The sequence below is a fragment of the Rhizobium sp. Root708 genome (assembly GCF_001429725.1).
Taxonomy (GTDB): domain Bacteria; phylum Pseudomonadota; class Alphaproteobacteria; order Rhizobiales; family Rhizobiaceae; genus Rhizobium.
This window is the reverse complement of the sequence record NZ_LMHV01000004.1, coordinates 169,268-192,115: the sequence shown is the minus strand read 5'-3', so window position 1 is coordinate 192,115 and position 22,848 is coordinate 169,268. Positions and strand designations below refer to the sequence as shown.

The following is a 22,848-nucleotide window of genomic DNA, read 5'->3' as shown; positions in this document are numbered from 1 at the left end:
TGGCGGCCCGCTGGCGGGCCCCTCAGTCCTCGCGCCCATGCCAAGCGCGCTGTAACGCTCCTTACCGAAGGCGGATCGCCGTTCCAAGCTGCGGCGGAGAACACGCGCTCAATCACCTCCTCGACACAGGCTGGTTTGTGAATCCGCGAACCGCCCGTCGGCTTACTGCCGGCCATCCGTTTCATCACACGGCTTGTCAGGTCGAGGCTTGGGGGCGTTGCGCAAACCAGGTTTTGACATCCAGTCTGCCTAGCTTGGCCGATCCGAGAGGAACCAGGGACTGGTCGTTTACGAGAGAACCGAAGTACTTCGCCTGGGGATCGATGAGGACCGTTCGCGTGTCGCCGGTCGCCGTGAGATAACCCTTCAAAAAATCGCTCATGGGCTTTTTCTCGGGTCCAGCGATTTCGACGGTCTGGTTCTCGGGCTTGCCGCAGACTGCCTCGGCGACGAAGCTTGCGACGTCGTCGGCTGCGATTGGCTGAAACGCGCCGGGCGACACATGGACTTCCCCATCGACGGTCGCGCTATCGGCGATCCCGCCCAAAAATTCCATGAACTGCGTCGCCCGCACGATCGTATACGGGATGACGCCCTTCTTGATGAGCTCTTCTTGAGCGACCTTGGCAGGGAAGTAGCCATTGTCCGGCGATCTCTCGATGCCGACTATGGAGAGTGCGACATGGTGACGAACGCCGGCCTCCCGTTCTGCCTTGAGCAAGTTGGCGGTCGATGTCTGGAAGAAGGACAGGACGGCGCTCGGTTCGAATGAGGGCGAGTTGGTGACATCCAGGACGACATTTGCTCCGGCAAGCACGCCAGCGAGGCCTTCGCCGGTCAAGGTATTGACCCCGGTGGAAGGAGAGGACTGAATAACGTCATGTCCCTGCTTCCTCAGACGCTCCGCCACTTTCGTTCCAATGAGGCCTGTGCCTCCGATGATGACGATTTTCATGGTCCTATCCTTCTTGGATTGCTGAGACTATCGCCGAGACTCTATTTTGAAGCCGATGGACGGTCGAGATACACATAGGTTGGGGGCTGCCGGTGATCTCGGCGTACTGGCTGTAAATCGACCGGATGGTGCCCAGATTAAGTCCCGGCTTTACCGCGCTGGGATGCACCTGCGTCGCCTATGGACTTGCGGAGCTCGTCCACCGCTACGCGAGCTGGACAAACGGTTTGTACAGTAGCGGACCGCTACCCCACGATTTTCGCAAGTGCTTCGTTCAATTGTCCCTGCGAGAAGGGTTTTGGCAGCCTAGGGAGACCGGGGTCGTCCCCATTGGGAAGCTCGGTATATCCGGTCGCCAGGATCACCGGAAGTCCGGGGTGGAGCGCCGATAAATGTCGGGAAAGTTCGGCCCCCGTCATGTGTGGCATCGAATGGTCGGTAATGACGACATCCGGCAACGTCCCCTCCTCCAGAAGGTCCAATGCCTGCGCTCCAGATTCGGCCTGCATAGTCATATGTCCGAGATCTTCGAGCATCAGAACCGTGTTCATCAAGACAAGTCCGTCGTCGTCGACAGCCAGCACGGTCAGCGGTCTAACAGCTGCGGCCGCTGGCTCTTCCCCCTGCGGCGCAGGGGCCGCGACCTCATTGGCAGCAGGAAGCCAGAGTTCGGCGGTCGTGCCCGCTCCCTTAGTCGACCTTAACGTCAGCCGCCCGCCAGACTGCGCCATCAGTCCTTGGATCATTGGTAGACCAAGGCCGGTCCCCTTGCCGACACCCTTCGTCGTGAAGAACGGCGTCGTCGCCTTCTCAAGCGTCTCCGCGTCCATGCCTTCGCCTTCATCCTTCACGGAAAGGCAAACATAGTCGCCGCCGGGTAAGTCTTCGATTTGACCGGAGCCTACTGGCGTCCGCCGAGCCGAAATGGTGATCGTCCCCCCGCTCGCCATCGCGTCGCGGGCGTTGACCACCAGATTGAGCAACGCGCTTTCGAGCTGGTTCGGGTCGGACTTCACCAAAGGCAGGGAAAGCGGGAACGTCGTGCTGATCTCGACTTCGGGACCGATCGAACGTTGAAGCATGTCCGACATCCCGCGGACAAGGTCAGGAAGATTTAACGTCTCGAGCTTTAGATCCTGCTTGCGGGAAAAGGCAAGCAATCTCTGCGTCAGTGACGCTCCGCGCTTGGCACCCAAGATAGCATTGTCGATGAGATCGGCGACGTCAGGGTGTCCCGCGACTTTCTTTCGGGCGATCTCCAGGCTTCCCAGAACGGCCGTCAGAAGGTTGTTGAAGTCGTGCGCGACGCCGCCCGTAAGCTGGCCCACCGCCTCCATCTTCTGGGACTGGAAGAGCTCCTGCTGCGCGCGCTCAAGAGCTTGCTGTGCCTGTCGCTTTTCAGTGATGTCGCGGGTCACCTTGGCGAAACCAATGAGGTTTCCGTCTTGTCCGTGGATCGCGTCGATGATGACGGTCGCCCAGAACCGTGACCCGTCCTTGCGAAGACGCCATCCCTCCTTTTCGAAACGGCCTTCCCGAGCGGCCGTCGCCAAGGCAATGCCCGGAAGCCCCGCCACGCGGTCGTCCTCGGTGTAGAAGCGCGAGAAGTGCTCGCCGATGATCTCTTCGGGAGCATAGCCCTTGATACGCTGTGCGCCGGGGTTCCAGCTCGTGACATTGCCTTCCGGGTCGAGCATGTAGATGGCGTAGTCGGTGACGCCCTGAACCAAGAGCCGGAACTGCTCTTCGCTTCGCTTCAGAGCTTCCTCGGCGATCTTCCGCTCGGAGAGGTCTCGCGTAATCTTGGCGAAACCGACAAGTCCACCGCTCACATCCCGAATAGCGTCGATGACGACATGCGCCCAGAAGCGGTGGCCGTCCTTGCGCACCCGCCAGCCCTCGGCCTCGAACCGTCCTTCGGTTTCGGCCGTCAGCAGAGCTCTGGCCGGAATGCCGGCCTCCTGATCTTCCGGAGTGTAGAACCGGGAGAAGTGCTCGCCTAGGATTTCCTCCTCGGTGTATCCCTTGAACCTCCGCGCGCCGGCATTCCACGAACTGATGTGACCCGTGGGGTCAAGCAGATAGATCGCATAGTCGGTGATTGAATCGACGAGGAGATGATATCGGCCCTCGACGGACGTGGCCCGGAGCGCGCTGGCATTCGCTTGCATTAAAATCCTTCCCCCGGCCGCACGACAGCCGCCTTCAAGATGGATGTAGCCTTTTGTCGGTCGCCGGCAAGCAGCGGCATGGTGAGACGCGCGTCGTCGTCAAGACAGGAGCAACACATCACCGGAGTTTCGACGTCTCAGTTGGCGCGAGTTCCGCAGTTCGCGGCATCCTGTGCCTCCTGGCACCCTGGTTTGAAGGACTCGCCTCGCAGAACTGGATGACGGCTGCGCACAGATGCAACGACGCACCTTCGTAGTGAGCCGGGCGGCGGGGTCGAAAACTCTCCGAAATCGTGGCCGGCAACGGCGAACTTCCGGCGACAGCGCCTATCGGCTGAACGTCCATCACATCAGAAATGCATGGATTGCCGCTGCAAGAGCCACCGGGTTCTCCTCCGCAACGTGATGACCGCTGTCGATGCCGAACCCCTTCACCTCCGTGGCCCAGTTGCGCCAGATGGCTACTGGATCGCCATAGATCTTTTCCAAGTCATCTCGCGTCGACCACAGGCACAGCATCGGGCAGTTCACACGCCTGCCGGCGTCACGGTCAGCACGGTCGTGCTGGTGATCGATGCGGATACCAGCGCGGTAGTCTTCGATCATCCCATGGACGGTGTCTCGATTGTATATGACATCCAGAAGGTCGTCGTAGGCCGCCGTCCCCATAAGATCGGGTGACAGCGTCGAATACCATGCCGTCGGATCGGCGAGGATGGCCCGCTCCGGCTTGTCCGGCTGTGCGAAGAAGAACCAGTGATACCAGTCCCTGGCAAATCTCCAGTCAGCCCGCTCGAGGTGTTCGAGGATGGGAATGCCGTCGACGGTGACTAGCTTTTTTATCTTCTCGGGGTGATCCATCGCCATCCGGAAGGCGGTCAGGCTGCCTCGATCGTGGCCGATAACGGCGAATTGGCGATGACCCATCTTCTCCATCATTTCGACGAGCGCCGATGCCTTAGCACGCTTGGACGAGTTTCTGCTGTCCAGCGCGTCGATCGGGATGTATGAGCGCCCGAAACCCGGAAGATCAGGACAGATAACGGTAACGAACGGCGAGAGAAAATCTGCGACACGACCCCACATCATATGGGTACGCGGGTGTCCGTGAAGTAGAAGGACCGGCGGACCGGCCCCGCCATGACGAACTCTGATCGGGCCGGACGCGACCTCGATCTGTTCAAGTGCGAACCCGGAAAACCCGACTTGGCCAAGGGCGCTATCGTCCCGGCCGCTCAATGGGAGACGTGCTGGGGCTTGCCCTTGCGTTTAGTCGAGGCGAAGTCCTCAAGCTGCTTTTCGCTCATTGAATCCACCATCTGCTTGGAAGCACCTTTGAGCTTGCTTTTCGGAGTGTCGCCGCGTTTGGTCGACAAGGCTGCGCCGGCGGCTTTCTGCTGTGCTTTCGATTTCGCTGGCATTGGTGTTCTCCTTCCGAAGCAGAAACTTGCACTGGGAGTGTAAGTTCCGCACCGACCGACGTTCGGCTATTTCTCGCCGGGAAATGGGTTGTCCTTCGTGAGCTTCGCTAGATGGACCGTGTTTCGTGCAAGTATGTCGACGGCCTTCTGGACGGCCTCCGGCACTTTCGGCAAATCGACGAAGTTGGTGCTGCCCATTGCCTCCCCCACCCAGTACGAGACCGCGTTCGGGGCAAGTGTGAAGCCGACGTCGTTCAAACCCTGATAGAGCTCGGCGGAGACGTGGTGCGCGCCGTCCTCGTTGCCGACAACCGCCACCGCGGCCACTTTGCCGTAGGAGACCATTCGGCCTTGGTCGTCCGTCTCGTCGAAGAAGGCGTCCATCCGCTCGAGGACGCGTTTTGAGATGCTGTCGGGCTGTTCCATCCAGATCGGGGAGCCGAATACCAGAATGTCGGCGTCGAGAATTTTCTGACGGATGCCCGGCCACTCGTCGCCGTCGCCTTCGTCTGAGGTGACGCCGGGCTTAATGTCGAAGTCGACGAGCCGGATCGTTTCAGTCATCACGCCGGCCTTGTCCATAGCCGCGGCGATCAGCGACAGCATTCGGTCCGTCGATGAAGGTTCGCCGCCCTTACTTAGAGTTCTTGTGGCTCTGCTCGCCGGCCTTGACGTGCTGATCATGCGAGCCGCCCTGCTTGCCGGACGAGCTTGCGCTCTTCGTCGTCGAAGATGCGCTCTTACCGGAGCTCGACTTGGAGCCGCCCTTGGAATGCGATGTGTCGGTGCCTGTGGATGCCATTCTCATTCTCCTCGTTGAGAGATCGTCATGATCTCGAAAAGTGAACTTCCACTAGGCGATCGTGTTCCGAACCATTTTTAGAAAAGCGCGATTTTCTCGGGACTTACTTAGAGTTCTTGTGGCTCTGCTCGCCGGCCTTGACGTGCTGATCATGCGAGCCGCCCTGCTTGCCGGACGAGCTTGCGCTCTTCGTCGTCGAAGATGCGCTCTTACCGGAGCTCGACTTGGAGCCGCCCTTGGAGTGCGATGTGTCGGTGCCTGTGGATGCCATTCTCATTCTCCTCGTTGACAGATCGTCATGATCTCGAAAAGTGAACTTCCACTAGGCGAYCGTGTTCCGAACCATTTTTAGAAAAGCGCGATTTTCTCGGGAMWAGGCCAGTCACAGTCGACCTACTGCGTTTTCTCGGTTCCCGACGGTGTCGTGACCTGCGTCGGGCCACTGCCGCTCCCGCTCGGGGTTGGAGAACGGTCGGTTGCTTCAGGCGGACGACTGGTGCCGTCGGCKGCGTTGTTGTCGAACGTGCCCTGCCCGGATGGCTGTGCMTTGATCGGATCGGTCTTCGTCGAAGCCGTGGACTGGGCATCCTGATCGATGCTCTCACCCCAGATTTCGACGCCGCCCCAGGCGAGCAACGCAAGCAATAGGCCACAGACGAGAACGATGAATACGGGCTTTCCATAGCTGCCCTGCCGGGCCTCGCTAGCTGTTTCCGTGACCTTCGGCGATCCCATGYCGTCGCTTTTCGTGACCATGTTCAATCTCCTGTTGGTGTTGGGCTAACAGCAGGGATGGTCCGGTCGATCTCTTCGAGAACGAGCCTGATCTCCCGAATGGGTTTTCTGTCTTCGTCGAAGACCTCGACGGACAGCATGTTGTATTCACTGGTCGGAAGCCCATCGGCCGCCATTTCGGAGAGCGCTGTTCGCGCCTCCTCGATCGCAGCTTCCGCAGTGTCGAAGTCGTAGACCATCTCCGCAGGACGGACGCCTTCGTGGTCGAGCAGTTGAAAGTAGAACCTCGCCATCTCCAGGCTCAGTAGCCGCCGACGATTGGAAGGATTTCGCCGGTGATGTAGCTCGACATCTGCGGCGATGCGAGAAAGACAAAGGCGGGCGCGATCTCCTCGGGCTGGGCCGGCCGTTTCATCGGCGTCTGGCTGCCGAACTTCGCAACGTCGTCTGCCTGCTTGTCGGAAGGATTGAGCGGCGTCCAGACCGGGCCCGGCGCGACGGCGTTAACGCGGATCCCCTTCGGCACGAGCTGGCTGGAGAGGGCCTTGGTGAAGGCGTGAATGCCGCCCTTGGTCATGGAGTAGTCGAGGAGCTCCTTCGAGCCTTCCAGTCCCGTGACGGATCCGGTGTTGATGATCGCCGAGCCGTCGGTCAGATGTGGGATAGCGGCTTTGGCCATGTAGAAGTAACCATAGAGATTGGTCTTCAGGGTCTCGTCGAAATGCTCGTCGGTCAGGTCCTCGATATCGGCGACATGAACCTGGAAGGCGGCATTGTTGACGAGGATGTCGAGACGAGAGAACTGCTGGGCTGTCTTAGCGACCGCATCGCGACAGAACTTCGGATCCTTCACGTCGCCTTTGATGATGAGGCACTGGCGGCCCTCTTTCTCGACGGCCGCCTTGGTGTCGCTCGCATCCTCGTCCTCGTCCAGATGAACGATGGCTACGTCGGCGCCCTCGCGCGCGAACAGGATCGCGACCGAGCGGCCAATGCCAGAATCTCCGCCGGTGATGAGTGCGACCTTGCCCTCGAKCTTCCCCGAGCCCTTGTAGAACGGCGCGTCATACATCGGGGCGAGCGGGAGGTCGGCCTCGGATCCAGGCTTGTCCTGGTGGACTTTCGGAAATGGCGGTTCGGGGTATTTCCGAGCGCCCGCCTGCATCGCGCCGCCTGGCTTCGATTTCGGCTTTTCGTCAGCCTTCGCGACCTGGGTCTGGACATCGCGCTGTTTTGCGACGGTTGCCTTGGATGACATCATAATCTCCTCTCGATCTTGAGAAGACAACGCCGGCAGCGACAAAAGGTCCCGACGAYTAGAATCAAAAAAGCCCCGCAGCGACTGCGAGGCTTTCCGACGATTTCCGTGGGAGCGGATTACAGACGATTGACGCGATACCTGTCGCGTTCGGCGGCGATCTGTTCCGGCGTGTAGGGATCTGCCGCTTCGTCGAAGCGTGTCCAGCCCTGCTCGGTGTAGCTCGCACGACGAGCAGCAACGTCTACGCGCGGCGAGCTTTTGAGGATTGCCTCAGCAGATGCGCGGTGGTCACCTTCCACCCGTGCGGTCACGACGGAGCCGCCGCGACGAACGCTCTCCGCGTAGAAGTTCGCATCCTCTTCCGGCACGCCGGATTCAATCATCGCACCGACGATCCCGCCGACGGCGCCGCCAGCAACCGCGCCTGCGACCGCACCTGCTGCCGCCGCTGCAAGCCAGCCGGCAGCGACGACCGGGCCGACGCCCGGAATCGCGAGCATACCGAGGCCGGTCAGGAGGCCGCCTGCGCCGCCGGCAACAGCGCCGATACCGGCGCCGGTGCCAGCACCTTCACCTGCTCGGTTGCCTTGCCCTTCGACGTCGACGTCGCCATTGGCCTTGTTGGTGACGATGCTGATGTCGTCCGACGACACGCCCGCATTCTCAAGCGCCTTCACGGCCGCCTTGGCATCCTCGTAGCGGTCATAGAGTCCTGTGATCGTGGTCTTCATGGGAATTCCTCCGTTATCGTTTTTTACYTGGCGAGCGTGACGTTGCCCTGGAAGTCCAGGGAGACGTTGCCAGGCTTGCCGTCCTTCGAAGCGGTGGCGCGCCATACTCCCTGGTCATCGAGCTTCAGGCCGGACACATCGGTGTAACCCGCCTCTTCGATGCGGGACTTCGCCTGGGCTTCGGTGAAGCTGTTCTTGCCAGCGACTGGAGCGCCGGGGTTCTGCTCGGTGTTGACCGCCGGCGTGGTCTGCGACGTGCTCGGCGTCTCGCTCTGTGCGAATGCGCCAGTGGCAACGAGGAGCAGACCGGCGGTGGCGAGTGTGATTTTCTTCATTGGTGGTTCCTCCTGTTGGATAGATCGGAAACACGCAGAAAACCTAGAAGTTCCAATGATTTATTTGCGGCGAGCATGTTGTAACCGATCGCTTCCGCACTATGAGGAGACCTGATCATAAGAGGGYAGCTCGAAGTCGTCGGCGCTTGATACGAACAGCTTGGTCACGACTTGCTTGATGCCGGGCATATCGACGACGCGCAGCACGGCTCGCTGCAGTGCTRCGCCCAGCATGGTCTGCGGCTGCAGCATTTTGGGAGCGAACTTCGGCACGTTTTGTCCTTTCTCGACGTAGGGACGCAGGACATTCTCGTATCGCTTCAGCGCTTGGCGAATGTCAGTCGAGCGCGAAAGCTCTCCGCCCAGAACATAGGCGCCCACGATCGCAAGCGTGGTTCCTATCCCGGCGATCGGAGTGGCGCACCAAGCCGCGTCACCGGTGAGGACGACGCGACCTCTCGACCAGCGGGCCATCTTCACCTGGCGAAGGACGTCGAAGTAGAGGTCGTCTGTGATCTCCAGTCCTTGGAGGACTCGTCCCGCTTCCCAGCCGACGTCGGCAAAACGTTCCCGTAGGAAAGCCTTCTGATCTGGCGGCGATAACCGCTCGTCGCCGTCAGCCTCCTTCTGGATGACAAGGATTGCACGGGTGGTGCCCTTGTTATCGGGCCGGAGCCAGATGCTGCGCCCCTCGCCGGCCGTATAGATGCGGCAGAGGTTGTCGTCGCCCTCGCCCTTTGGGATCGTGAAGTAGCCCATCGTCACGTCTAGCCATCGGGGTTCGTTTTCGCCCGGAAAGAGAAGTTCACGAGTGGCGGACCCGACGCCCTCGGCGACGACGACCAGATCGTATTCCGCACTGGTGCCGCTCTTGAACGATACGTCTACACTGCCCTCGGTCTCGGCGACGGCTTCGATGGCATCGTCGAATATGAACTTCACGCCATCGCCGCAAGCTTCATAGAAGATCCGCGCCAGATCGCCACGCAGGATTTCGAGTTCCGCGGTCGGACCGTCGGCGCCGAATTCGTCGACGCCGAATTGCGCAACGGTCTTGTTGTCCGCGTCGACAAACCGAACGCCCGTCTCACCCGTGGTGTTCCGCGGTCGGACCGTCGGCGCCGAATTCGTCGACGCCGAATTGCGCAACGGTCTTGTTGTCCGCGTCGACAAACCGAACGCCCGTCTCACCCGTGCCGCTGCCGGCCACCGCCTGCTCAAGACCCATCCTCTTGAGGACTTCACGTCCCGCACCCCGAACATCGACGTTCTGTCCGCCGTCGCGAAACTGCGGGTGGCGCTCGACGACCGTGACGTCGAACCCGCGCTCTGTCAGCCACCACGCAAGCGCATTGCCAGCAACGCTCGCCCCGGTGATTAGGATTCGGCGGACCGCTGCGTCCGTTTCAGCACGCTTCATCGGCTAGTGACTCGATACGCGCATCGCGCCTAGGTCTCCGAAGATCCGGTTGACCTTGGGAAGCTGGCTAGCGGCGATATCCACCGAGACCTCGACGTCAACGGCGAGTGGCTCATCATCACGGGATCCGTCCCCGTGCGCGGCGTCGCCGCCCGAGGCCTTCGAACCGGATGTGTTCTCCACCGCCGCGGATTGGACAAAGACGTCTGGCCTGGAAATTCCGAGTTGCTGTACGAGATGCTCAACGGCAAGGTCTGCAGCCTCCCGCGTGGTGAAATCGGCGCGGATGGTAACGGTGCTGTCATCTGCCATATTGGGGCTCCTGTCGTTCCGTCAGGACGAAACTCGCAGAGAGCGCCGTTGTTGCGAAAATTTCTTCCCTCTGCATTGGCGTCGAGCCGCTTGAGTTATCGTGACGCAGCCAGGCGTTGAGCCTAAAGGGGTTCTGACGAACACCGGAACTCATGGGTCTACATGTGAAGGCGGCTTATCCTTCCTGCGCCGACGGTCACGAGACCTGGCATCCCGCCTGGCGTCTCTCAACTCGTCGAGCGTAGGCAGCCACCAGCCACGTACTTTCTCGTATTCGCCCGGTGTTGCTCGCGACGGCCAGGTGTGCAGTGCGCCATTCGGTCCTGACATGTTCATTGCTCGCATCCGGGTGGTGCTCGATAACCTCTCTCGGATCAACGATTTCGCCCGTGACGTCCGTTATGACCACGATCCCGTAGGTCGCGGTCGCCACCGGCCTACCTATCGAAGGAAGGTCGTCGCTCGATACGGGAAGCCTGTGCTTCTTTCGCTCCGTTGTCCGCCGCTTCGTCTTCGCCTCCTCTTCGGTACCATTCCGGGCCTCGGCACGCTTTCATGCTCTTCCGGTTCCGCCCTCTTTGCCGCCGCGTCCATGGCTTCCCACCGATGCTGCAGATCGTCGTAGGACGCGAAGGGAATTTCCCAGACTTTGTCGTCGCTGTTCCAGCGCGCGAAGGATACCTGCCGGAGCTCGTCGACGACCGTCCGGGAGAACGGGGTTTTAATTCGGAAGCCCCGTTCGTAGACTTGCAAATATGGACTGAGGATCGGCTCGAACGCGTAGGCGTCGCGGCCGCTTTCCTGCTCGAAAGGATCGTGGCGGTTCGCTTCGGATGCGAGCCATCTGTCGATGCGGCGTCGGGCCGTGACGCCAGGAACCGTCCAAGCCTGGAGGGCGTCGTTCCAGCGGGCGTTCGGAAACGTCTCCCAGAACCGCGCGACGGTCATCCTGTCGAAGGCGAACGAGATCGTCTCGCTCGCGGGATGGTCGTCTTCATCGTCTAGCTGTGGAGTCGAAGTCATTAATTCCTACATCGGCGCGCCTGTCACCGGGTTCACTATCGGCTGTTCGCTCTCGTCCTTCTTGCCTGCCGGCTGGACGAAGGTCGGTGCCATGGATTCATCGTCGGCGGGTTCTGGGTTCGAGGGCGTCGGGTGAACGTCCGCCGGGCGGCGTTGTTCGGGAGTTGCGTTCGTATCATTCGTGCCCATCGTAAATCTCCTTCTGATGGTCTGCTCGTACAACGCTGCCTGCCGTGGATCGTTCACCCCAGTGCGGGGCAATCTTGGTGACGCACAGAAACACTAAGGGCGCTCGACCCGGTTACAGGGAGCGCCCTCGTCCATCCCGGACGACCGCCGCGCGACGGAGAGGGGTGTCGCCTTTGCTGTCATCGATACGGGTGTGGACATTAGATGATGACGGGTGCCGGGCGCTTCAATAGGGCGATCTACGCGTCCCGCGAAGGACAGCCATGCGTTGTGAGACCGCGTGCAAATTCCCATATATCCCGGACCACTCAGATAGATGGATATCATGGTTTCAAGGATCAAACGAACCTTGACCGTCGGCCAGCGCGCGGCCGCGGTCGAGCGCACGAACACTATCGCGCAGGAAGCGGTCGATGACGAGCGTCGCCGGCGTGAAGAGAAGACGGAGAGGCTGCGTAAGCTCAGGCTCGCAGCGAGGCCGCACAAGTAAACAGCGGGATTGTGGAGGGAGATTCCTTGCGCAAGAACGCAATTTCAAAAATCGGAGAATTCAATGGATCACGTATCGAAGAACTTCGAGGCGTCTAACGCCTTGCATAAAGGTCGACTTGCCAAGGGTTCCAGCCTGGAGAACCTTGCTATCACGACCGGCCTGACGATCGCCGAGATCGCAGCGGCCGAGCGCGGCGACGAAGTTCCCGCGCACAATGTTGAGCGGATCGAACATGCACTGAGGTAGCTCGCGGGCAGCGTGGTTCAGGGATTCGATTTGAGACTGCGGCCGACGCGGTCGAGGGACGGCAATTCGACGATCAGGCGCAGGCCTTCGTCACGCCATTCACGGGTGATCGAGCCCCCGAGCTGCTCTTCGAGCACCGCACCCGAGATTACGTTCCTCGGCTTTGAACTTAGAGATGACTAGCTACCGAGAGACGCGGTTGGAGCGCTTTCGGCAGCACGCTATCCACGACCAACTGGCTGGGAAAAACAGGGCGTGTCAACGCGATTGCATTTGATCTTTTTGGGGGCTACGTGATCCCATTGTGATCTTTTAGCGTTGATGTGATCTTTTATTAAGATAACTCAACCCCTTGGCAACAAAAGGAAAAGTTTGGTGGGTGATGTAGGGCTCGAACCTACGACCCGCTGATTAAGAGTCAGCTGCTCTACCAACTGAGCTAATCACCCGTCCGCGCTGTGTTTGCGTGGTGTGAGAGGGCGTATAAACAGGATCGTTCGGCTTGTCTAGCGCCCTTCCGAAAATTCTTTCGCCAATGCGAGATTTTTTGTGCATGGCTGAAATGCAATGAAATCAAAGGTCCAATGTACCGCTCGCCAGACGCACCGCTTGCCCGCCAATCCGGGCATTTGCGATCGCCCCGCCTTCGATATCCATGTGCAGGTGAATAAACGACGGCCGGCCCATCTCCACGCCCTGCTCTATGAGAACGCCGTGGTGGCCATCCGTCAGCCTGTCGAAATGGTGGATGGCACCGGACAGTGCGGCGGCCGCCGAACCCGTCGCCGGATCCTCGACGATCCCCATGCCGCTCGCAAACATGCGCGCATGAAACTTCGCTACGTGGTTCACGCCGCCCCGACAGTAGATGTAGGCGGAAGCCAGCGCCCCATCGACGAAGGGCACCGTCGCCTCCCATAGCTGCGGATCGAATTCCATGCGCTGAACGGCGCCGACGTCGTGCACCGGGATCAACAGGAAGGCGACCCCCGCGGTCCAAAGCGACGGAACATGATTCTCGAAGCCGATCTCGGTCTGCTTCAGCGACAGCGCTTGCGCAATCCCGATCTTGTCGAGCGGCATGTTGATCTGCTGCGATTTGCGCGGCAGGTCGAATTCCGCAAAACTTGCGCCCTCGGCGCTGAGCTTCACCGCACATCTGACGGGGCCGATGTTTTCTTCCAGAACGCAGACGCTATCGAGAGGCGTGCCGGCCTGCGCCCGCTCGGCAAGCGCGATCGCCGTCCCGACGGTCGGATGTCCGGCAAACGGAAGCTCGCGCCCTGGCGTGAAGATCCGGATCCGGGCTGTATAGGCGGGATTGTCGGACTGGCGGACGAAGACCGTTTCCGAAAGGTTGATCTCCTTGGCGATAGCCTGCATGGCTTCATCGCTCAGGTCGTCTCCGTCGAAGATGACTGCCAGCGGATTGCCTGCCAGCTTGCGGTCGGTGAACACGTCATAGACGCTGTAGCTGCGCGCCACATCGGCCTCCTCGTATCGATCCTCGTGCCGTCAAACTGCCCGAGCACGAGATCAAGCGCAAGGCGTTACCTATTCACCTTCTGGCCGAAGTACCATTCGATCACCGGCAGCATGGCGATATTGTACGGCTGGGCCTTCGGGTCCGCCGACCGGATGGCCACCGCGCCGGCGATTTCCTTGTCGTCGGCGACAAGCATGTGCGCCTCGATCTTCTCGATCACCTCATCGGCGGTAAGGTCGAAGCGGAACACCTTGAGCAGCGTCACCACCCGCCTGTTGCGAACCGCGAAATAACCGTCATCCGCTTGCGCGTCCGAAAGATCGAAGCCGGTCTCCTCAAGCACTTCCCGGCGCATGTTCGCCTCAACGTCGCAGTGTCCGTCAACGACATCCTCGGGCTCGAACGAGCCGGCGGCAAAATAGACCTGACCGGGATTGGCCGTATGCGCACCCATGCGGATCGCAACGAGAGCATTATCCGACGTTGCAAGCACCGGATAGGCGAAGAGATGGACGCCTCCGTGCCGCTTCTCCTGCCGGCGCCACCACATGAAGGTCGAGAATGGAACGATGTGGCTCTCGCCAAGCAGCTTGCCGTCCCGCAGCTCCAGGCGCTTCTGAAAAAGCATGCGACCATCGAAGAGCGCTGGATTGGCGGCGACTTCCTTCGTCCAGTTTTCGGCGATGGCATCGCGTTCCGCCAGATAGAACGGATGATCCCCCGGCAGCACGCGCAGTTCGAGATTTGCAAGTGGAAACACCACCCGCTCTTCGGGCCAGCCAATGAAGTCCTCGGAATAATGCAAGGTCATACCAGATCGATCTCCATGACGACAGGGCAGTGGTCGGATGCCTTCGGCCGGTCCCAACCTGTGCGCGGATAGCGCTCGACCTCCTGCCCCGGCGGAAAGACGGTGCGGAAAGGCTGTCCACGCCGGATGATCTCAGGCAATCGTCCGGCGTTGCGATTCGCAAGGAACGGCGAGAGCCAGAGGTAGTCGAGCTGGCATAGCCATTGTTCTTCAGGGCCGCGCGCGTGATAGAGCGTCCATCGATCGAGGGGGTCCCGCCGCCGAACGACGTTTTCGGCGAAGCCGTCTCGGCTGAAGACGTCGAGCGCGCTTTCCGTTTCCTGCCGGTATTCGAAGCGATAGCCGGTCCGGCGTCGCCCGATGACGTCCACGCGTTCCTGATAATCGTTCATGTCGCCGCAAATGACGAAACGCTGGTCGGAGGCCTCGCCTACAAAGCGATCCTCGATGATACGTCGCACTGCTTCGGTTTCCCCGCGACGCACCGGCATGGTGCCGTGCCGGCTGTCGACGCCATCGACCCGTGGCCCATCCATCGATTTGAGGTGCACGACAAAGAGCGACAGCGGCACGCCGCCGATCAGAAGATCGAGTTCGAGGCAGTCACGCTTGAAGATCTTGTCGTCGATACGGTTCGTTCGCACCAGCTCATCGTTGAAAAGCCCGAGGTCGCGATATGTCAGCATCGCGTGGCTCTTGATCTCCTTGAGCTCGATCTTGCGCCCGTCCCGCGTCTCCTCGCGCATCAGGACCGCGACATCTATGCCCCTGCTATCGTTTCCTTCGACGAGATATTTCTGCCGGTATCCATTGCCGACCATGCGAAACAGATAGTTGTATTCGAACGCCTGCAGGGCCTCCATGTTGTCGACCTCCTGCAGGCAGAGGATGTCGGCATCGGCATCGGCGACCGCCAGGGCCGTCATCTGGCGCGTATCGTCTGTCGATGCGATGACGCGAGCCTGTTCAAGCTGCTGGTAGACGCCTTCGCTCTTTACGTCGAAGAGCTTGATGACACGATCCTGACGCAGCTGATTGCGAAAGCCGGTGAAGTCGAAACGCGTCATGAGGTTCTCGACATTGAAGGTGGCAATACGAAGCGACATCAGACATTTCCGGTTGATCGGGCACCATTAGTAGTGGCGAAAATCGCGCCGGAAAAGCCCGTTGACGCAATCACAGGCGCCAGGCACTGCGGATAACGACATTCATGCTCTCGCCGACACTGACGGGCACGCGACTGAAAGCCCTGACAATCTGGCCATCCGCGAGCGCGAGCTTCACTGCGTAACGCTCCCCCTCGTAAAGGGACGACACGACCCTCGCCGGCACCCCTTCCGCGCCGATCCTCACGTCTTCCTGACGGACAAGGATCTCAGCCGGCAAACCATCGGCGCCGGCCAGAAGCGGAGCGATCCGATCCCAGGTAAGCTGCCGGCTCCCCTCCATCGCGCAATTGACGGACAGGATGGCGCCGCGCCCGATCAATCCGCCGACGATGCGGCCCTCCGGCCGCGCGTAAATCTCCGCCGGGGCCGCCACCTGCAGCAGCTTGCCCTCCGACATGACGGCAACGTCGGTCGCCAGCGCCATCGCCTCGCTCTGGTCGTGCGTGACATAGATCATCGTCGCGCCGGACCTCTGATGGAACTCGCGAAACGTCTCTTCCATCTCCTGCTTCAGGTGCCGGTCGAGATTGGCGAGCGGTTCGTCGAGCAAAACGACATCGGGCGACGTCACCAGGCAGCGCGCCAGTGCAACGCGCTGACGCTGGCCGCCGGAGAGGTTGGCCGGACGCCGGTCGGCATAGGCTTCAAGTCGGACGGCTGCCAGCGCTTCGCCTACCTTCCGGCGGTAGGAATCGCCCTTGATGCCACGCACCTTCAGGGGATAGCCGACATTGTCGGCAACGCTCATGTGCGGCCAGAGCGCGTAGGATTGAAACACCATCGCCATGTTTCGCCGCTCCGGCGGCAGCGATTGCGCGGCGTCCGCGAGCAGCCTCTCGCCAAGATGGATCGAGCCGTCGGTCGGCGTCTCGAACCCCGCGACCATGCGCAGGACCGTCGTTTTTCCGCAGCCGGAAGGCCCGAGCAACGCTAGAAAGCCGCCTTCGCGAACATCGAGCGAAAAGCCGTTCACGGCCGGACGGCCGGTGCCGAAGTCCTTTGCCAGACGATTGAGGATCAGCTTCGCCACGGGATCACTCCGGCCGGCAATCGTTTTGCAAGCAATTCGAGAACAAGCATCATGGAAACGACCATAACGACGACAAGCACGGAGAGCGCCGATGCAAGATCGGAACTGCCGCTGTCATCGAGATTGTAGATAGCAACACCAAGCGTCTGCGTGCCGGCGGACCAGAGAAGAGCCGAGATGGTCAGCTCGTTGCAGGCGATGAGAAACACGAGAATGACCGAAGCTCCGGCGGCGGGCGCGACCAGCGGCACGATGATGTCGAAAAGCCGTCGGAAGAATCCGGCGCCCGACAGCCTTGCCGCCTCCTCCAATGACGGATCGAGCTGGTGGAACGCGCTGACGACAGGCTTCAAGCTGACGGCGAAGAAGCTCGAAAGATACGCGATGAAGATGATCCAGATCGTCCCGTAGACGGTCACGTGAAGGAACGGCAGGGGCGCTGCAAACACCAGGATGAAGGACACCGCGATCACGATGCCCGGCAGCGAATAGGGAATTTCGATGGCGCTGGAAACGAACCGCCCGATCAGGTCACGCCGCCGCGTCAGCGCAGTCGCGGCAAGAATGGTCACTGGCAGGAGACACAGCGCAGCGCCAGCCGCCAGGGAGATGGAATTTACGAAGGCCGTACGTGTTACCGTCTGGCGAAAGAGGATTTCGTAAAAGGCAGAAAAGGACATCGTCTTGAATGTCAGCGGCACGCCGTAAGCCGGAACGAGCGCGCCGGCCAGAAGCGCGAAGAACGGCGCCGCAAGCATGAAGAAGAGCACGACCCAGATGAACGGCAGCGCCAGAAACCGCCAGCCGCCGAGATCAAAGGCCGCCGCAGCGCCCGACAGACCGAGTACGCGATAATCACGCCCGCGGAGCGCACGATCCTGAGCGGCAAGGCCGGCGATCGATATCAGAGCGATCATGGCGGAGAGCAGCGCGACGTCTCCGAAGGTGCGGCTCGTGAAGGCCGAGAACTTGGTGAAAATCAGCGTCGGTAGCGTATAGATCGACGCCGGTATTCCGAGAATCGCTGGAATGCCGAAATTGCCGGTGCAGGACACGAAGGAGATCGCGGCACCCGCAATGATCCCTGGAAGCGACAGCGGCAGGATGATGTCGAGAAATACCCGAAGACTGGAAGCACCAGACAGCCGCGCGGCCTCGACGCCGTCGCGGGGCAGCGACATCAGGCCCGCCCGCAGGGCAAGATAGACCAGCGGCGCGTGCTGGACGCCATAGAGAAGAGCGATTCCGCCGACCGAATAGAGCGGCTGCGGCGTCCCGAGCGGCGGCGCGATATGCAGGGCCTTCAGCAGCGGACTCGATGGTCCCGACATCTGCACCCAGGCAAGCGCCGTCACCTGGGGCGGGATCATCATCGGCAGCACGAAGCAAAAGCCGGCAATGCCTTTGCCGGCGATATTCGTCAGCGTGAGCAGAAACGCGAAGCTGCATCCGATCAGCAAGGAAATGACGGTGCCGAGAACAGCTGTGACCAGCGTGTAATAGGTCGCCGACCAAAGTGCCGGATCGGCCAGCACGGACATCGCCCCGCCCCGCGCGAGAGCCGCAATTCCGGCGACCGCGAGACGCGCAAGCGGAATCACGCTGAGGAGCAGGACGACCGCGAAAACGGCAGGAAACAGCCAGCCTGGCTGACTGTTTCCCGGGCGCACATATCCATTCATATCGCTGTCTGCGGCCTGTTAGTTCGAGCCGTAGATACCGGAGAAGGTCTTGAGGTCCTGATCGGTGTTCTTCAGCGCTTCGGCGGCGTTGATCGGCAGCACCTTGATGGTGTCGCGAGCCGGGAAACCTTCCGGCAGCTTCATGTCGTTGCGAGCCGGGATGTAACCAAGCTTGAGGAAGCCTTCCTGGCCCTTTTCAGAGAGGACGTAGTCGACGAACTTCTTCGCCGCGTCGGCATTCTTGGAGCTGGCAAGAATACCGACCGGCTCGGTCACGGCCGAGACGCCTTCCGTCGGGAACACGAACTCGACCGGAGCGCCCTTGGCCTTCTCGCGGATCGGCATGTAGTCGACGACCATGCCGAAGGCCTTCTCGCCGGAGGCAACCGACTTGAGAACAGCACCGTTGCCGCCAGCAGCAATTGCGCCATTGCCCGCGAGATCCTTGTAGAAGTCCCAGCCGAGGCCTTCGACGCCGGCCAGCGTCTGGGTATGGATGAGGGCGGCACCCGACGTCAGCGGGCTCGGCATGGTCACGAGACCCTTGGCCTCGGCCTTGGTCAGGTCCTTCCAGCTGGTCGGCTTGAAGGCGGCGGACGTGTTGTAGACGATGCCTGTGGTGATGAGCTTCGTCGAGTAATAATAGCCGTCCGCATCGTAGAGCGAGGCGTCGTAGCTTGCAGCTTCCGGGGACTTGTAGGCGAGCAGTTTGCCGGCTTCCTTCAGGCGCTCGAGCGTCACCGTATCGGCAATCAGCAGAACGTCGGCAACCGGATTACCGGCTTCGATCTCGGCCTGCAGCTTTGCCATGATCTTCGGCGTGCCGTCACGGACCCAGTCGACCTTGACGTCGGGGTTGGCGGCCATGAAGCCATCGACGGTCGCCTGCGCATCTTCGTTCGGCTGGCTCGTGTAGAGAACGAGATTGGCGGCGGATGCCGGGATTGCAAGCAAGCTGGCTGCGAGCAGTGCGGCGGCGGAAACGATCGTCTTCATGATGGGTCCTCGATGATGGAGAGCCGTTTCCTTAGCCACCACGGATAACATGATTGTGACAGTCGGCTTCCCGCCGGCAATGACCGATCATGCCTTGACCCGCCCCGCCCGCCCCTATCTTCTAGCGCACGTTTTGACTCAAGCATTTTTGGAGGAAGCATATGGAATATCGGCTTCTCGGCCGCTCTGGCCTGAAGATTTCGACCGTGACGATGGGCACGATGACATTCGGTGGCCAAGGCTGGGCCAAGATGGTGGGCGATCTCGGTGTCAGCGAAGCGCGCAGGCTGGTCGACATCTGCCTCGACGCCGGCGTCAACCTGATCGATACCGCCGACGTCTACTCGCAGGGAGTCTGCGAGGAGATCCTGGGTGAAATCATCGGTGGACCGCGCAAGAACGGCGTGCTGATCGCAACCAAGGCACGCTTCCCGATGGGAGACGGCCCGAATAATGTCGGCTCGTCACGCTACCATCTGATCAGCGCCTGCGAAGCCAGCCTCCGGCGCATGAAGACGGATGTCATCGACCTCTACCAGCTTCACGAGTGGGACGGGCAGACGCCGCTCGAAGAAACCCTGGAGGCGCTGGACACGCTCGTCCGTCAAGGCAAGGTCCGCTATGTCGGATGCTCGAACTTCTCGGGCTGGCACATCATGAAGGCGCTCGGGGTCAGCGAGCGCGAAAAGCGTGAGCGGTTCATCAGCCAGCAGATCCACTACACGCTCGAAGCGCGTGATGCGGAATATGAGTTGCTGCCTGTTAGCATCGACCAGGGACTCGGCGTGCTGGTCTGGAGCCCGCTCGCAGCTGGCCTGCTCTCCGGCAAGCATCGCCGCAACCAGGCCGCGCCGGAAGGCTCGCGCCAGTTCGCCGGCTGGACCGAGCCGCCGATCCGCGACGAAAACCGGCTGTGGAATATCGTGGAAACGCTGGTGGCGATCGCCGACGAACGTGGCGTCTCGGCAGCCCAGGTGGCACTTGCCTGGCTGATCGGCCGGAAAGCCATCACCTCGGTCATCATCGGCGGCCGCACTGAAGCTCAGTTCAAGGACAATCTGGCCGCAGCCGATCTGAAGCTGACGGAAGACGAACGCAAGCGCCTCGATGCAGTCAGCCTGCCGCCCGTCCTCTACCCCTATTGGCACCAGCTGAACACAGCCAGCGACAGGTTGAGCGAGGCCGACCTGGAACTGCTCGGCCCGCACGTCAACCGGTAGTCATTTCCGACGGGATCGGCGACCTGATCAGCCGCCGATCTCGCTCTCGATCAGTGCACCGAGGCGGCTGATGCCCTCCTCGATCAATTGGTCGTTGGCGCAGGAGAAGCTAACGCGGAAAGTGTTTGCTCCCGAGCCGTCGGCGAAAAATGGCTTGCCGGGGACGAACGCAACCTTTGCCGTTTCCAGCGACTTGGCTAGCAGCGCGGCGCCGTCCATGCCTTCAGGCAGCGTCACCCATATGAACATTCCGCCTTCCGGCTTCGTCCAGCTTGTTCCTGCAGGCATGTATTTTTCGAGGGCCGCCAGCATGACATCGCGGCGACGGCTGTAGACAGACTTGATCTTGGCGACCTGAGCATCGAACCCGCGTTCGGCAACGTGCGAGATTGCCATCTGGTTGATCGTCGAGGAGTGCAGGTCGGCCGCCTGCTTCATCAGCACCAGCTTGCGGATGACGGGAGCGTTGGCCACGATGAAGCCGACGCGCAGGCCCGGCGCCAGCGTCTTCGAGAAACTGCCGCAGTAGATCGTGCGAGTGTCGTTGATGTTGCCCTTCTTCGCGATTTCCGTCGCCAGGATCGGTGCAATCGGCGTGCCGTCGTAGCGCAGCGACTGGTAGGCGCCGTCCTCGATCACGGCGATATCGAGTTCATCGGCGAGCGCCAGAACCTTTTCCCGTCCTGCCTGATCGACGGTCTCGCCGGTCGGGTTGGAAAAGTCGGCGGAGAGATAGGCAAACTTCACCTTGCCGCCGGCGGCTTCCGCCTGTGCACGGTAGGACTCCGGCGTCCGATTGCCGTTTGGCGTCAGCTGGTCGTAGTTCGGCTCGTAGGCATTGAAGGCCTGCAGGGCGCCGAGATAGGTCGGCCAGGTGACAAGCCCGGTATCGCCAGGCGACAGGAACAGCTTGCCGAGATAGTCCAACCCCTGCTGCGATCCCGACACGATGAAGACGTTATCGAGCTCGCAGGGAATACCGAGCGCGGCCATCTGTTTGATCAGCCATTCGCGAAGCGGCTTGTAGCCCTCACTGACGGAATATTGCAGAGCAGCGCTGACGGCAGTGCTGCTGAAGATATCTGCGTAGGCCGCCTTGAATTCCTGGTCGGGAAACAGCGCCGGATCCGGAATGCCGCCCGCGAAAGAGATGATATCGGGCCGATCAAGCAGCTTCAGCAGCTCGCGGATTTCCGATGCACGCATGCGCGAAGAACGGGTTGCAAAGATATTATCCCAATTCAACATGGAGCTTCCTCGTAATTTTTTGTCTTCAGGCGACCAGATCACGCAACAAACAATAAGTCAACATTGCTGACCTATTTGGTTGCTAATCGTGATCACGTTTGGCGCTTTCTCGCTCAAAAAACCGAGGGTAGCGGTCGTGAAAAAAGCGATCCCGCTCTCTTCCGAGAACGGGATCGACAACATCCAGATTGGCTCAGAAGCCTTTTCAGGAGCGGAGCAGCGCGGCGATTTGCGCCTGGTTCGGGATCTGCCCTTGTGGCGTCAGCTTGTCGACGACGCCAGGCAGAACCTTCGAGAGTTGGGTCAACAGTTCCTGCTCACTGATTCCGGCTTGCCGCGCCAGATCGCTGATGGTCTGTGAGCCGAGGGCGTTTTCCAGGTTCCCAGGAGCGATCGGTTCGTTCTGGCCCGGCTTAACCCAGGAATCGGCGACCGAACCCTGCCCGGCTTCCGTCAGTTTGCCGAGCAGCCCGCCCAACCCGCCGAGACCACCCAGACCACCCGCAAGGCCACCGAGATTGCCGAGCAACCCGCCGTCGTCGGCACCGCTATTGGCCGGTTGGTTGGGCTGCTGTGTTTCCTCGGGCGCGCTCTTGCCACCGAGCAGCTTGCCGACCAGAAGCGCCCCAAGCGCGATCATGATCGGTTTCGAGATGCTCCCACCGGGAACAGCGTCATCGAAGTTTCCCATGTCATCCTCCTTTTCGATTTTACTGCAAATTACGAGTAAAAAGCGTGCCGCAAGGCCGTGCCGAGGCTTGATTTCCCGCATCGCCACTTTAGCTTCGAAGTTTAGATGGTCCGAATATTCGACCTATCAAGGAGGGGAAGAGAAGATGTCTGTTATCAGCTGGATCATACTCGGATTGATTGCGGGTTTTATTGGTAGCAAGATCGTCAACAAGAGCGGCGCCGGTATGCTGATGGACATCGTCCTCGGCATCGTTGGCGCCATTGTCGGCGGCGTGATCTTCAGCTTTTTCGGCGCGTCCGGGATCACCGGGTTTAATATCTACAGCCTTGTGGTGGCCGTCATCGGCGCGGTAGTCGTGCTGTGGCTCTACCACACGGTCAGCGGGCGCCGGTCGATCTAATTTCCGCGGATCGCGGGA

General features: G+C 60.7%; 28 protein-coding genes, 1 tRNA gene and 1 pseudogene. 4 read left to right on the top strand and 26 right to left on the bottom strand.

What is annotated here, in order from left to right; all coding sequences use genetic code 11:
• Window positions 1-196: 196 nt before the first annotated feature.
• From ASE04_RS05005 to ASE04_RS04940, 17 genes and pseudogenes are all read right to left on the bottom strand, one after another.
• Window positions 197-955 carry an SDR family oxidoreductase gene (locus ASE04_RS05005; protein WP_056812930.1) on the bottom strand — a complete coding sequence of 253 codons (759 nt, stop codon included), beginning with the start codon at window positions 953-955 and terminating at the stop codon, window positions 197-199.
• 245 nt (window positions 956-1,200) lie between these two features.
• Window positions 1,201-3,126, bottom strand: a complete 1,926-nt coding sequence (locus ASE04_RS05000; RefSeq protein ID WP_056812928.1) for a hybrid sensor histidine kinase/response regulator — start codon at window positions 3,124-3,126, stop codon at window positions 1,201-1,203.
• Window positions 3,127-3,471: 345 nt separating this feature from the next.
• Window positions 3,472-4,365 carry an alpha/beta fold hydrolase gene (locus tag ASE04_RS04995; RefSeq protein WP_056812924.1) on the bottom strand — a complete coding sequence of 298 codons (894 nt, stop codon included), beginning with the start codon at window positions 4,363-4,365 and terminating at the stop codon, window positions 3,472-3,474.
• A complete protein-coding gene (locus tag ASE04_RS04990; protein ID WP_056812920.1) occupies window positions 4,362-4,547 on the bottom strand; it encodes a DUF3008 family protein in 186 nt (61 codons plus the stop codon). Before ASE04_RS04990 ends, ASE04_RS04995 begins: the two co-directional genes overlap by 4 nt.
• Before the next feature lie 66 nt (window positions 4,548-4,613).
• Window positions 4,614-5,231: a flavodoxin family protein gene (locus ASE04_RS04985; protein ID WP_056812917.1), complete on the bottom strand. Its 618-nt coding sequence runs from the start codon at window positions 5,229-5,231 to the stop codon at window positions 4,614-4,616.
• A complete protein-coding gene (locus ASE04_RS31135; RefSeq protein WP_200960680.1) occupies window positions 5,182-5,349 on the bottom strand; it encodes a hypothetical protein in 168 nt (55 codons plus the stop codon). The genes ASE04_RS04985 and ASE04_RS31135 overlap by 50 nt, the downstream gene beginning before the upstream one ends.
• Window positions 5,350-5,452: 103 nt before the next feature.
• Window positions 5,453-5,620 carry a hypothetical protein gene (locus ASE04_RS31130; protein ID WP_200960680.1) on the bottom strand — a complete coding sequence of 56 codons (168 nt, stop codon included), beginning with the start codon at window positions 5,618-5,620 and terminating at the stop codon, window positions 5,453-5,455.
• Window positions 5,621-5,742: 122 nt separating this feature from the next.
• The gene (locus tag ASE04_RS04980; RefSeq protein WP_056812913.1) at window positions 5,743-6,105 is read right to left on the bottom strand and encodes a hypothetical protein; all 363 of its coding nucleotides are present in this window, start codon (window positions 6,103-6,105) and stop codon (window positions 5,743-5,745) included.
• Between the two features lie 2 nt (window positions 6,106-6,107).
• Window positions 6,108-6,377 (bottom strand): DUF6894 family protein, encoded by a 270-nt coding sequence (locus tag ASE04_RS04975; protein ID WP_056812911.1) that lies wholly within the window; start codon window positions 6,375-6,377, stop codon window positions 6,108-6,110.
• A gap of 8 nt (window positions 6,378-6,385) precedes the next feature.
• Window positions 6,386-7,342 carry an SDR family oxidoreductase gene (locus ASE04_RS04970; protein WP_056812908.1) on the bottom strand — a complete coding sequence of 319 codons (957 nt, stop codon included), beginning with the start codon at window positions 7,340-7,342 and terminating at the stop codon, window positions 6,386-6,388.
• A gap of 119 nt (window positions 7,343-7,461) precedes the next feature.
• Window positions 7,462-8,076 (bottom strand): general stress protein, encoded by a 615-nt coding sequence (locus ASE04_RS04965; RefSeq protein ID WP_056812906.1) that lies wholly within the window; start codon window positions 8,074-8,076, stop codon window positions 7,462-7,464.
• A gap of 23 nt (window positions 8,077-8,099) precedes the next feature.
• Window positions 8,100-8,411 carry a PepSY domain-containing protein gene (locus ASE04_RS04960; protein WP_056812904.1) on the bottom strand — a complete coding sequence of 104 codons (312 nt, stop codon included), beginning with the start codon at window positions 8,409-8,411 and terminating at the stop codon, window positions 8,100-8,102.
• A gap of 99 nt (window positions 8,412-8,510) precedes the next feature.
• Window positions 8,511-9,560 (bottom strand): FAD-dependent monooxygenase, encoded by a 1,050-nt coding sequence (locus ASE04_RS04955; RefSeq protein ID WP_443216842.1) that lies wholly within the window; start codon window positions 9,558-9,560, stop codon window positions 8,511-8,513.
• Window positions 9,499-9,831: an FAD-dependent monooxygenase gene (locus tag ASE04_RS31425; protein WP_244490335.1), complete on the bottom strand. Its 333-nt coding sequence runs from the start codon at window positions 9,829-9,831 to the stop codon at window positions 9,499-9,501. The genes ASE04_RS04955 and ASE04_RS31425 overlap by 62 nt, the downstream gene beginning before the upstream one ends.
• 3 nt (window positions 9,832-9,834) lie before the next feature.
• On the bottom strand, window positions 9,835-10,143 hold the full coding sequence (locus ASE04_RS04950) for a hypothetical protein (RefSeq protein WP_056812901.1): 309 nt from the start codon (window positions 10,141-10,143) through the stop codon (window positions 9,835-9,837).
• Between the two features lie 150 nt (window positions 10,144-10,293).
• Window positions 10,294-11,166: pseudogene (locus ASE04_RS04945) on the bottom strand (hypothetical protein).
• A gap of 6 nt (window positions 11,167-11,172) precedes the next feature.
• The gene (locus ASE04_RS04940) at window positions 11,173-11,355 is read right to left on the bottom strand and encodes a hypothetical protein (RefSeq protein WP_056812897.1); all 183 of its coding nucleotides are present in this window, start codon (window positions 11,353-11,355) and stop codon (window positions 11,173-11,175) included.
• Between the two features lie 325 nt (window positions 11,356-11,680).
• Here ASE04_RS04940 and ASE04_RS31125 point away from each other — a divergent pair, with 325 nt between their 5' ends.
• Together ASE04_RS31125 and ASE04_RS04935 are read left to right on the top strand one after the other, a co-directional pair.
• A complete protein-coding gene (locus ASE04_RS31125) occupies window positions 11,681-11,845 on the top strand; it encodes a hypothetical protein (protein ID WP_200960679.1) in 165 nt (54 codons plus the stop codon).
• A 63-nt stretch (window positions 11,846-11,908) separates the two neighbouring features.
• Window positions 11,909-12,094 carry a hypothetical protein gene (locus ASE04_RS04935; RefSeq protein WP_056812893.1) on the top strand — a complete coding sequence of 62 codons (186 nt, stop codon included), beginning with the start codon at window positions 11,909-11,911 and terminating at the stop codon, window positions 12,092-12,094.
• A gap of 373 nt (window positions 12,095-12,467) precedes the next feature.
• Here the strand turns inward: ASE04_RS04935 and ASE04_RS04930 are convergent.
• From ASE04_RS04930 to ASE04_RS04900, 7 genes are all read right to left on the bottom strand, one after another.
• Window positions 12,468-12,543: transfer RNA gene (locus tag ASE04_RS04930), tRNA-Lys, on the bottom strand.
• 124 nt (window positions 12,544-12,667) lie between these two features.
• Window positions 12,668-13,579: a PhzF family phenazine biosynthesis protein gene (locus tag ASE04_RS04925; protein ID WP_056812890.1), complete on the bottom strand. Its 912-nt coding sequence runs from the start codon at window positions 13,577-13,579 to the stop codon at window positions 12,668-12,670.
• 65 nt (window positions 13,580-13,644) lie between these two features.
• A complete protein-coding gene (locus ASE04_RS04920) occupies window positions 13,645-14,391 on the bottom strand; it encodes a DNA mismatch repair protein MutT (RefSeq protein ID WP_056812886.1) in 747 nt (248 codons plus the stop codon).
• Window positions 14,388-15,497 carry an endonuclease/exonuclease/phosphatase family protein gene (locus ASE04_RS04915; RefSeq protein ID WP_056812883.1) on the bottom strand — a complete coding sequence of 370 codons (1,110 nt, stop codon included), beginning with the start codon at window positions 15,495-15,497 and terminating at the stop codon, window positions 14,388-14,390. The genes ASE04_RS04920 and ASE04_RS04915 overlap by 4 nt, the downstream gene beginning before the upstream one ends.
• 70 nt (window positions 15,498-15,567) lie before the next feature.
• Window positions 15,568-16,590 (bottom strand): ABC transporter ATP-binding protein, encoded by a 1,023-nt coding sequence (locus ASE04_RS04910; RefSeq protein ID WP_056812879.1) that lies wholly within the window; start codon window positions 16,588-16,590, stop codon window positions 15,568-15,570.
• Window positions 16,578-18,272 carry an ABC transporter permease gene (locus ASE04_RS04905; RefSeq protein WP_056812876.1) on the bottom strand — a complete coding sequence of 565 codons (1,695 nt, stop codon included), beginning with the start codon at window positions 18,270-18,272 and terminating at the stop codon, window positions 16,578-16,580. The genes ASE04_RS04910 and ASE04_RS04905 overlap by 13 nt, the downstream gene beginning before the upstream one ends.
• Window positions 18,273-18,290: 18 nt before the next feature.
• On the bottom strand, window positions 18,291-19,268 hold the full coding sequence (locus ASE04_RS04900; RefSeq protein WP_056812873.1) for an ABC transporter substrate-binding protein: 978 nt from the start codon (window positions 19,266-19,268) through the stop codon (window positions 18,291-18,293).
• Window positions 19,269-19,429: 161 nt separating this feature from the next.
• On the opposite strand from ASE04_RS04900, the gene ASE04_RS04895 reads away from it, so the two are divergent.
• Window positions 19,430-20,488 carry an aldo/keto reductase gene (locus tag ASE04_RS04895; protein ID WP_056812870.1) on the top strand — a complete coding sequence of 353 codons (1,059 nt, stop codon included), beginning with the start codon at window positions 19,430-19,432 and terminating at the stop codon, window positions 20,486-20,488.
• A gap of 27 nt (window positions 20,489-20,515) precedes the next feature.
• On the opposite strand, the gene ASE04_RS04890 is transcribed toward ASE04_RS04895, so the two are convergent.
• Both ASE04_RS04890 and ASE04_RS04885 read right to left on the bottom strand, forming a co-directional pair.
• The gene (locus ASE04_RS04890) at window positions 20,516-21,736 is read right to left on the bottom strand and encodes an aminotransferase-like domain-containing protein (protein ID WP_056812867.1); all 1,221 of its coding nucleotides are present in this window, start codon (window positions 21,734-21,736) and stop codon (window positions 20,516-20,518) included.
• A 205-nt stretch (window positions 21,737-21,941) separates the two neighbouring features.
• Window positions 21,942-22,427: a YidB family protein gene (locus ASE04_RS04885; protein ID WP_056812865.1), complete on the bottom strand. Its 486-nt coding sequence runs from the start codon at window positions 22,425-22,427 to the stop codon at window positions 21,942-21,944.
• Between the two features lie 145 nt (window positions 22,428-22,572).
• Here ASE04_RS04885 and ASE04_RS04880 point away from each other — a divergent pair, with 145 nt between their 5' ends.
• Entirely contained in the window at window positions 22,573-22,830 is a 258-nt protein-coding gene (locus ASE04_RS04880; RefSeq protein WP_056812863.1) for a GlsB/YeaQ/YmgE family stress response membrane protein, read from the top strand.
• Window positions 22,831-22,848 lie beyond the last annotated feature (18 nt).

What these genes read in the sequence shown, in the direction of transcription:
- ASE04_RS05005 (WP_056812930.1), bottom strand. Translation starts at nt 955, where the DNA reads ATGAAAATCGTCATCATCGGAGGCACAGGCCTCATTGGAACGAAAGTG.
- ASE04_RS05000 (WP_056812928.1), bottom strand. Translation starts at nt 3,126, where the DNA reads ATGCAAGCGAATGCCAGCGCGCTCCGGGCCACGTCCGTCGAGGGCCGA.
- ASE04_RS04990 (WP_056812920.1), bottom strand. Translation starts at nt 4,547, where the DNA reads ATGCCAGCGAAATCGAAAGCACAGCAGAAAGCCGCCGGCGCAGCCTTG.
- ASE04_RS04985 (WP_056812917.1), bottom strand. Translation starts at nt 5,231, where the DNA reads ATGATCAGCACGTCAAGGCCGGCGAGCAGAGCCACAAGAACTCTAAGT.
- ASE04_RS31135 (WP_200960680.1), bottom strand. Translation starts at nt 5,349, where the DNA reads ATGGCATCCACAGGCACCGACACATCGCATTCCAAGGGCGGCTCCAAG.
- ASE04_RS31130 (WP_200960680.1), bottom strand. Translation starts at nt 5,620, where the DNA reads ATGGCATCCACAGGCACCGACACATCGCACTCCAAGGGCGGCTCCAAG.
- ASE04_RS04975 (WP_056812911.1), bottom strand. Translation starts at nt 6,377, where the DNA reads ATGGCGAGGTTCTACTTTCAACTGCTCGACCACGAAGGCGTCCGTCCT.
- ASE04_RS04965 (WP_056812906.1), bottom strand. Translation starts at nt 8,076, where the DNA reads ATGAAGACCACGATCACAGGACTCTATGACCGCTACGAGGATGCCAAG.
- ASE04_RS31425 (WP_244490335.1), bottom strand. Translation starts at nt 9,831, where the DNA reads ATGAAGCGTGCTGAAACGGACGCAGCGGTCCGCCGAATCCTAATCACC.
- ASE04_RS04950 (WP_056812901.1), bottom strand. Translation starts at nt 10,143, where the DNA reads ATGGCAGATGACAGCACCGTTACCATCCGCGCCGATTTCACCACGCGG.
- ASE04_RS04940 (WP_056812897.1), bottom strand. Translation starts at nt 11,355, where the DNA reads ATGGGCACGAATGATACGAACGCAACTCCCGAACAACGCCGCCCGGCG.
- ASE04_RS31125 (WP_200960679.1), top strand. Translation starts at nt 11,681, where the DNA reads ATGGTTTCAAGGATCAAACGAACCTTGACCGTCGGCCAGCGCGCGGCC.
- ASE04_RS04935 (WP_056812893.1), top strand. Translation starts at nt 11,909, where the DNA reads ATGGATCACGTATCGAAGAACTTCGAGGCGTCTAACGCCTTGCATAAA.
- ASE04_RS04920 (WP_056812886.1), bottom strand. Translation starts at nt 14,391, where the DNA reads ATGACCTTGCATTATTCCGAGGACTTCATTGGCTGGCCCGAAGAGCGG.
- ASE04_RS04915 (WP_056812883.1), bottom strand. Translation starts at nt 15,497, where the DNA reads ATGTCGCTTCGTATTGCCACCTTCAATGTCGAGAACCTCATGACGCGT.
- ASE04_RS04905 (WP_056812876.1), bottom strand. Translation starts at nt 18,272, where the DNA reads ATGAATGGATATGTGCGCCCGGGAAACAGTCAGCCAGGCTGGCTGTTT.
- ASE04_RS04900 (WP_056812873.1), bottom strand. Translation starts at nt 19,268, where the DNA reads ATGAAGACGATCGTTTCCGCCGCCGCACTGCTCGCAGCCAGCTTGCTT.
- ASE04_RS04895 (WP_056812870.1), top strand. Translation starts at nt 19,430, where the DNA reads ATGGAATATCGGCTTCTCGGCCGCTCTGGCCTGAAGATTTCGACCGTG.
- ASE04_RS04890 (WP_056812867.1), bottom strand. Translation starts at nt 21,736, where the DNA reads ATGTTGAATTGGGATAATATCTTTGCAACCCGTTCTTCGCGCATGCGT.
- ASE04_RS04885 (WP_056812865.1), bottom strand. Translation starts at nt 22,427, where the DNA reads ATGGGAAACTTCGATGACGCTGTTCCCGGTGGGAGCATCTCGAAACCG.
- ASE04_RS04880 (WP_056812863.1), top strand. Translation starts at nt 22,573, where the DNA reads ATGTCTGTTATCAGCTGGATCATACTCGGATTGATTGCGGGTTTTATT.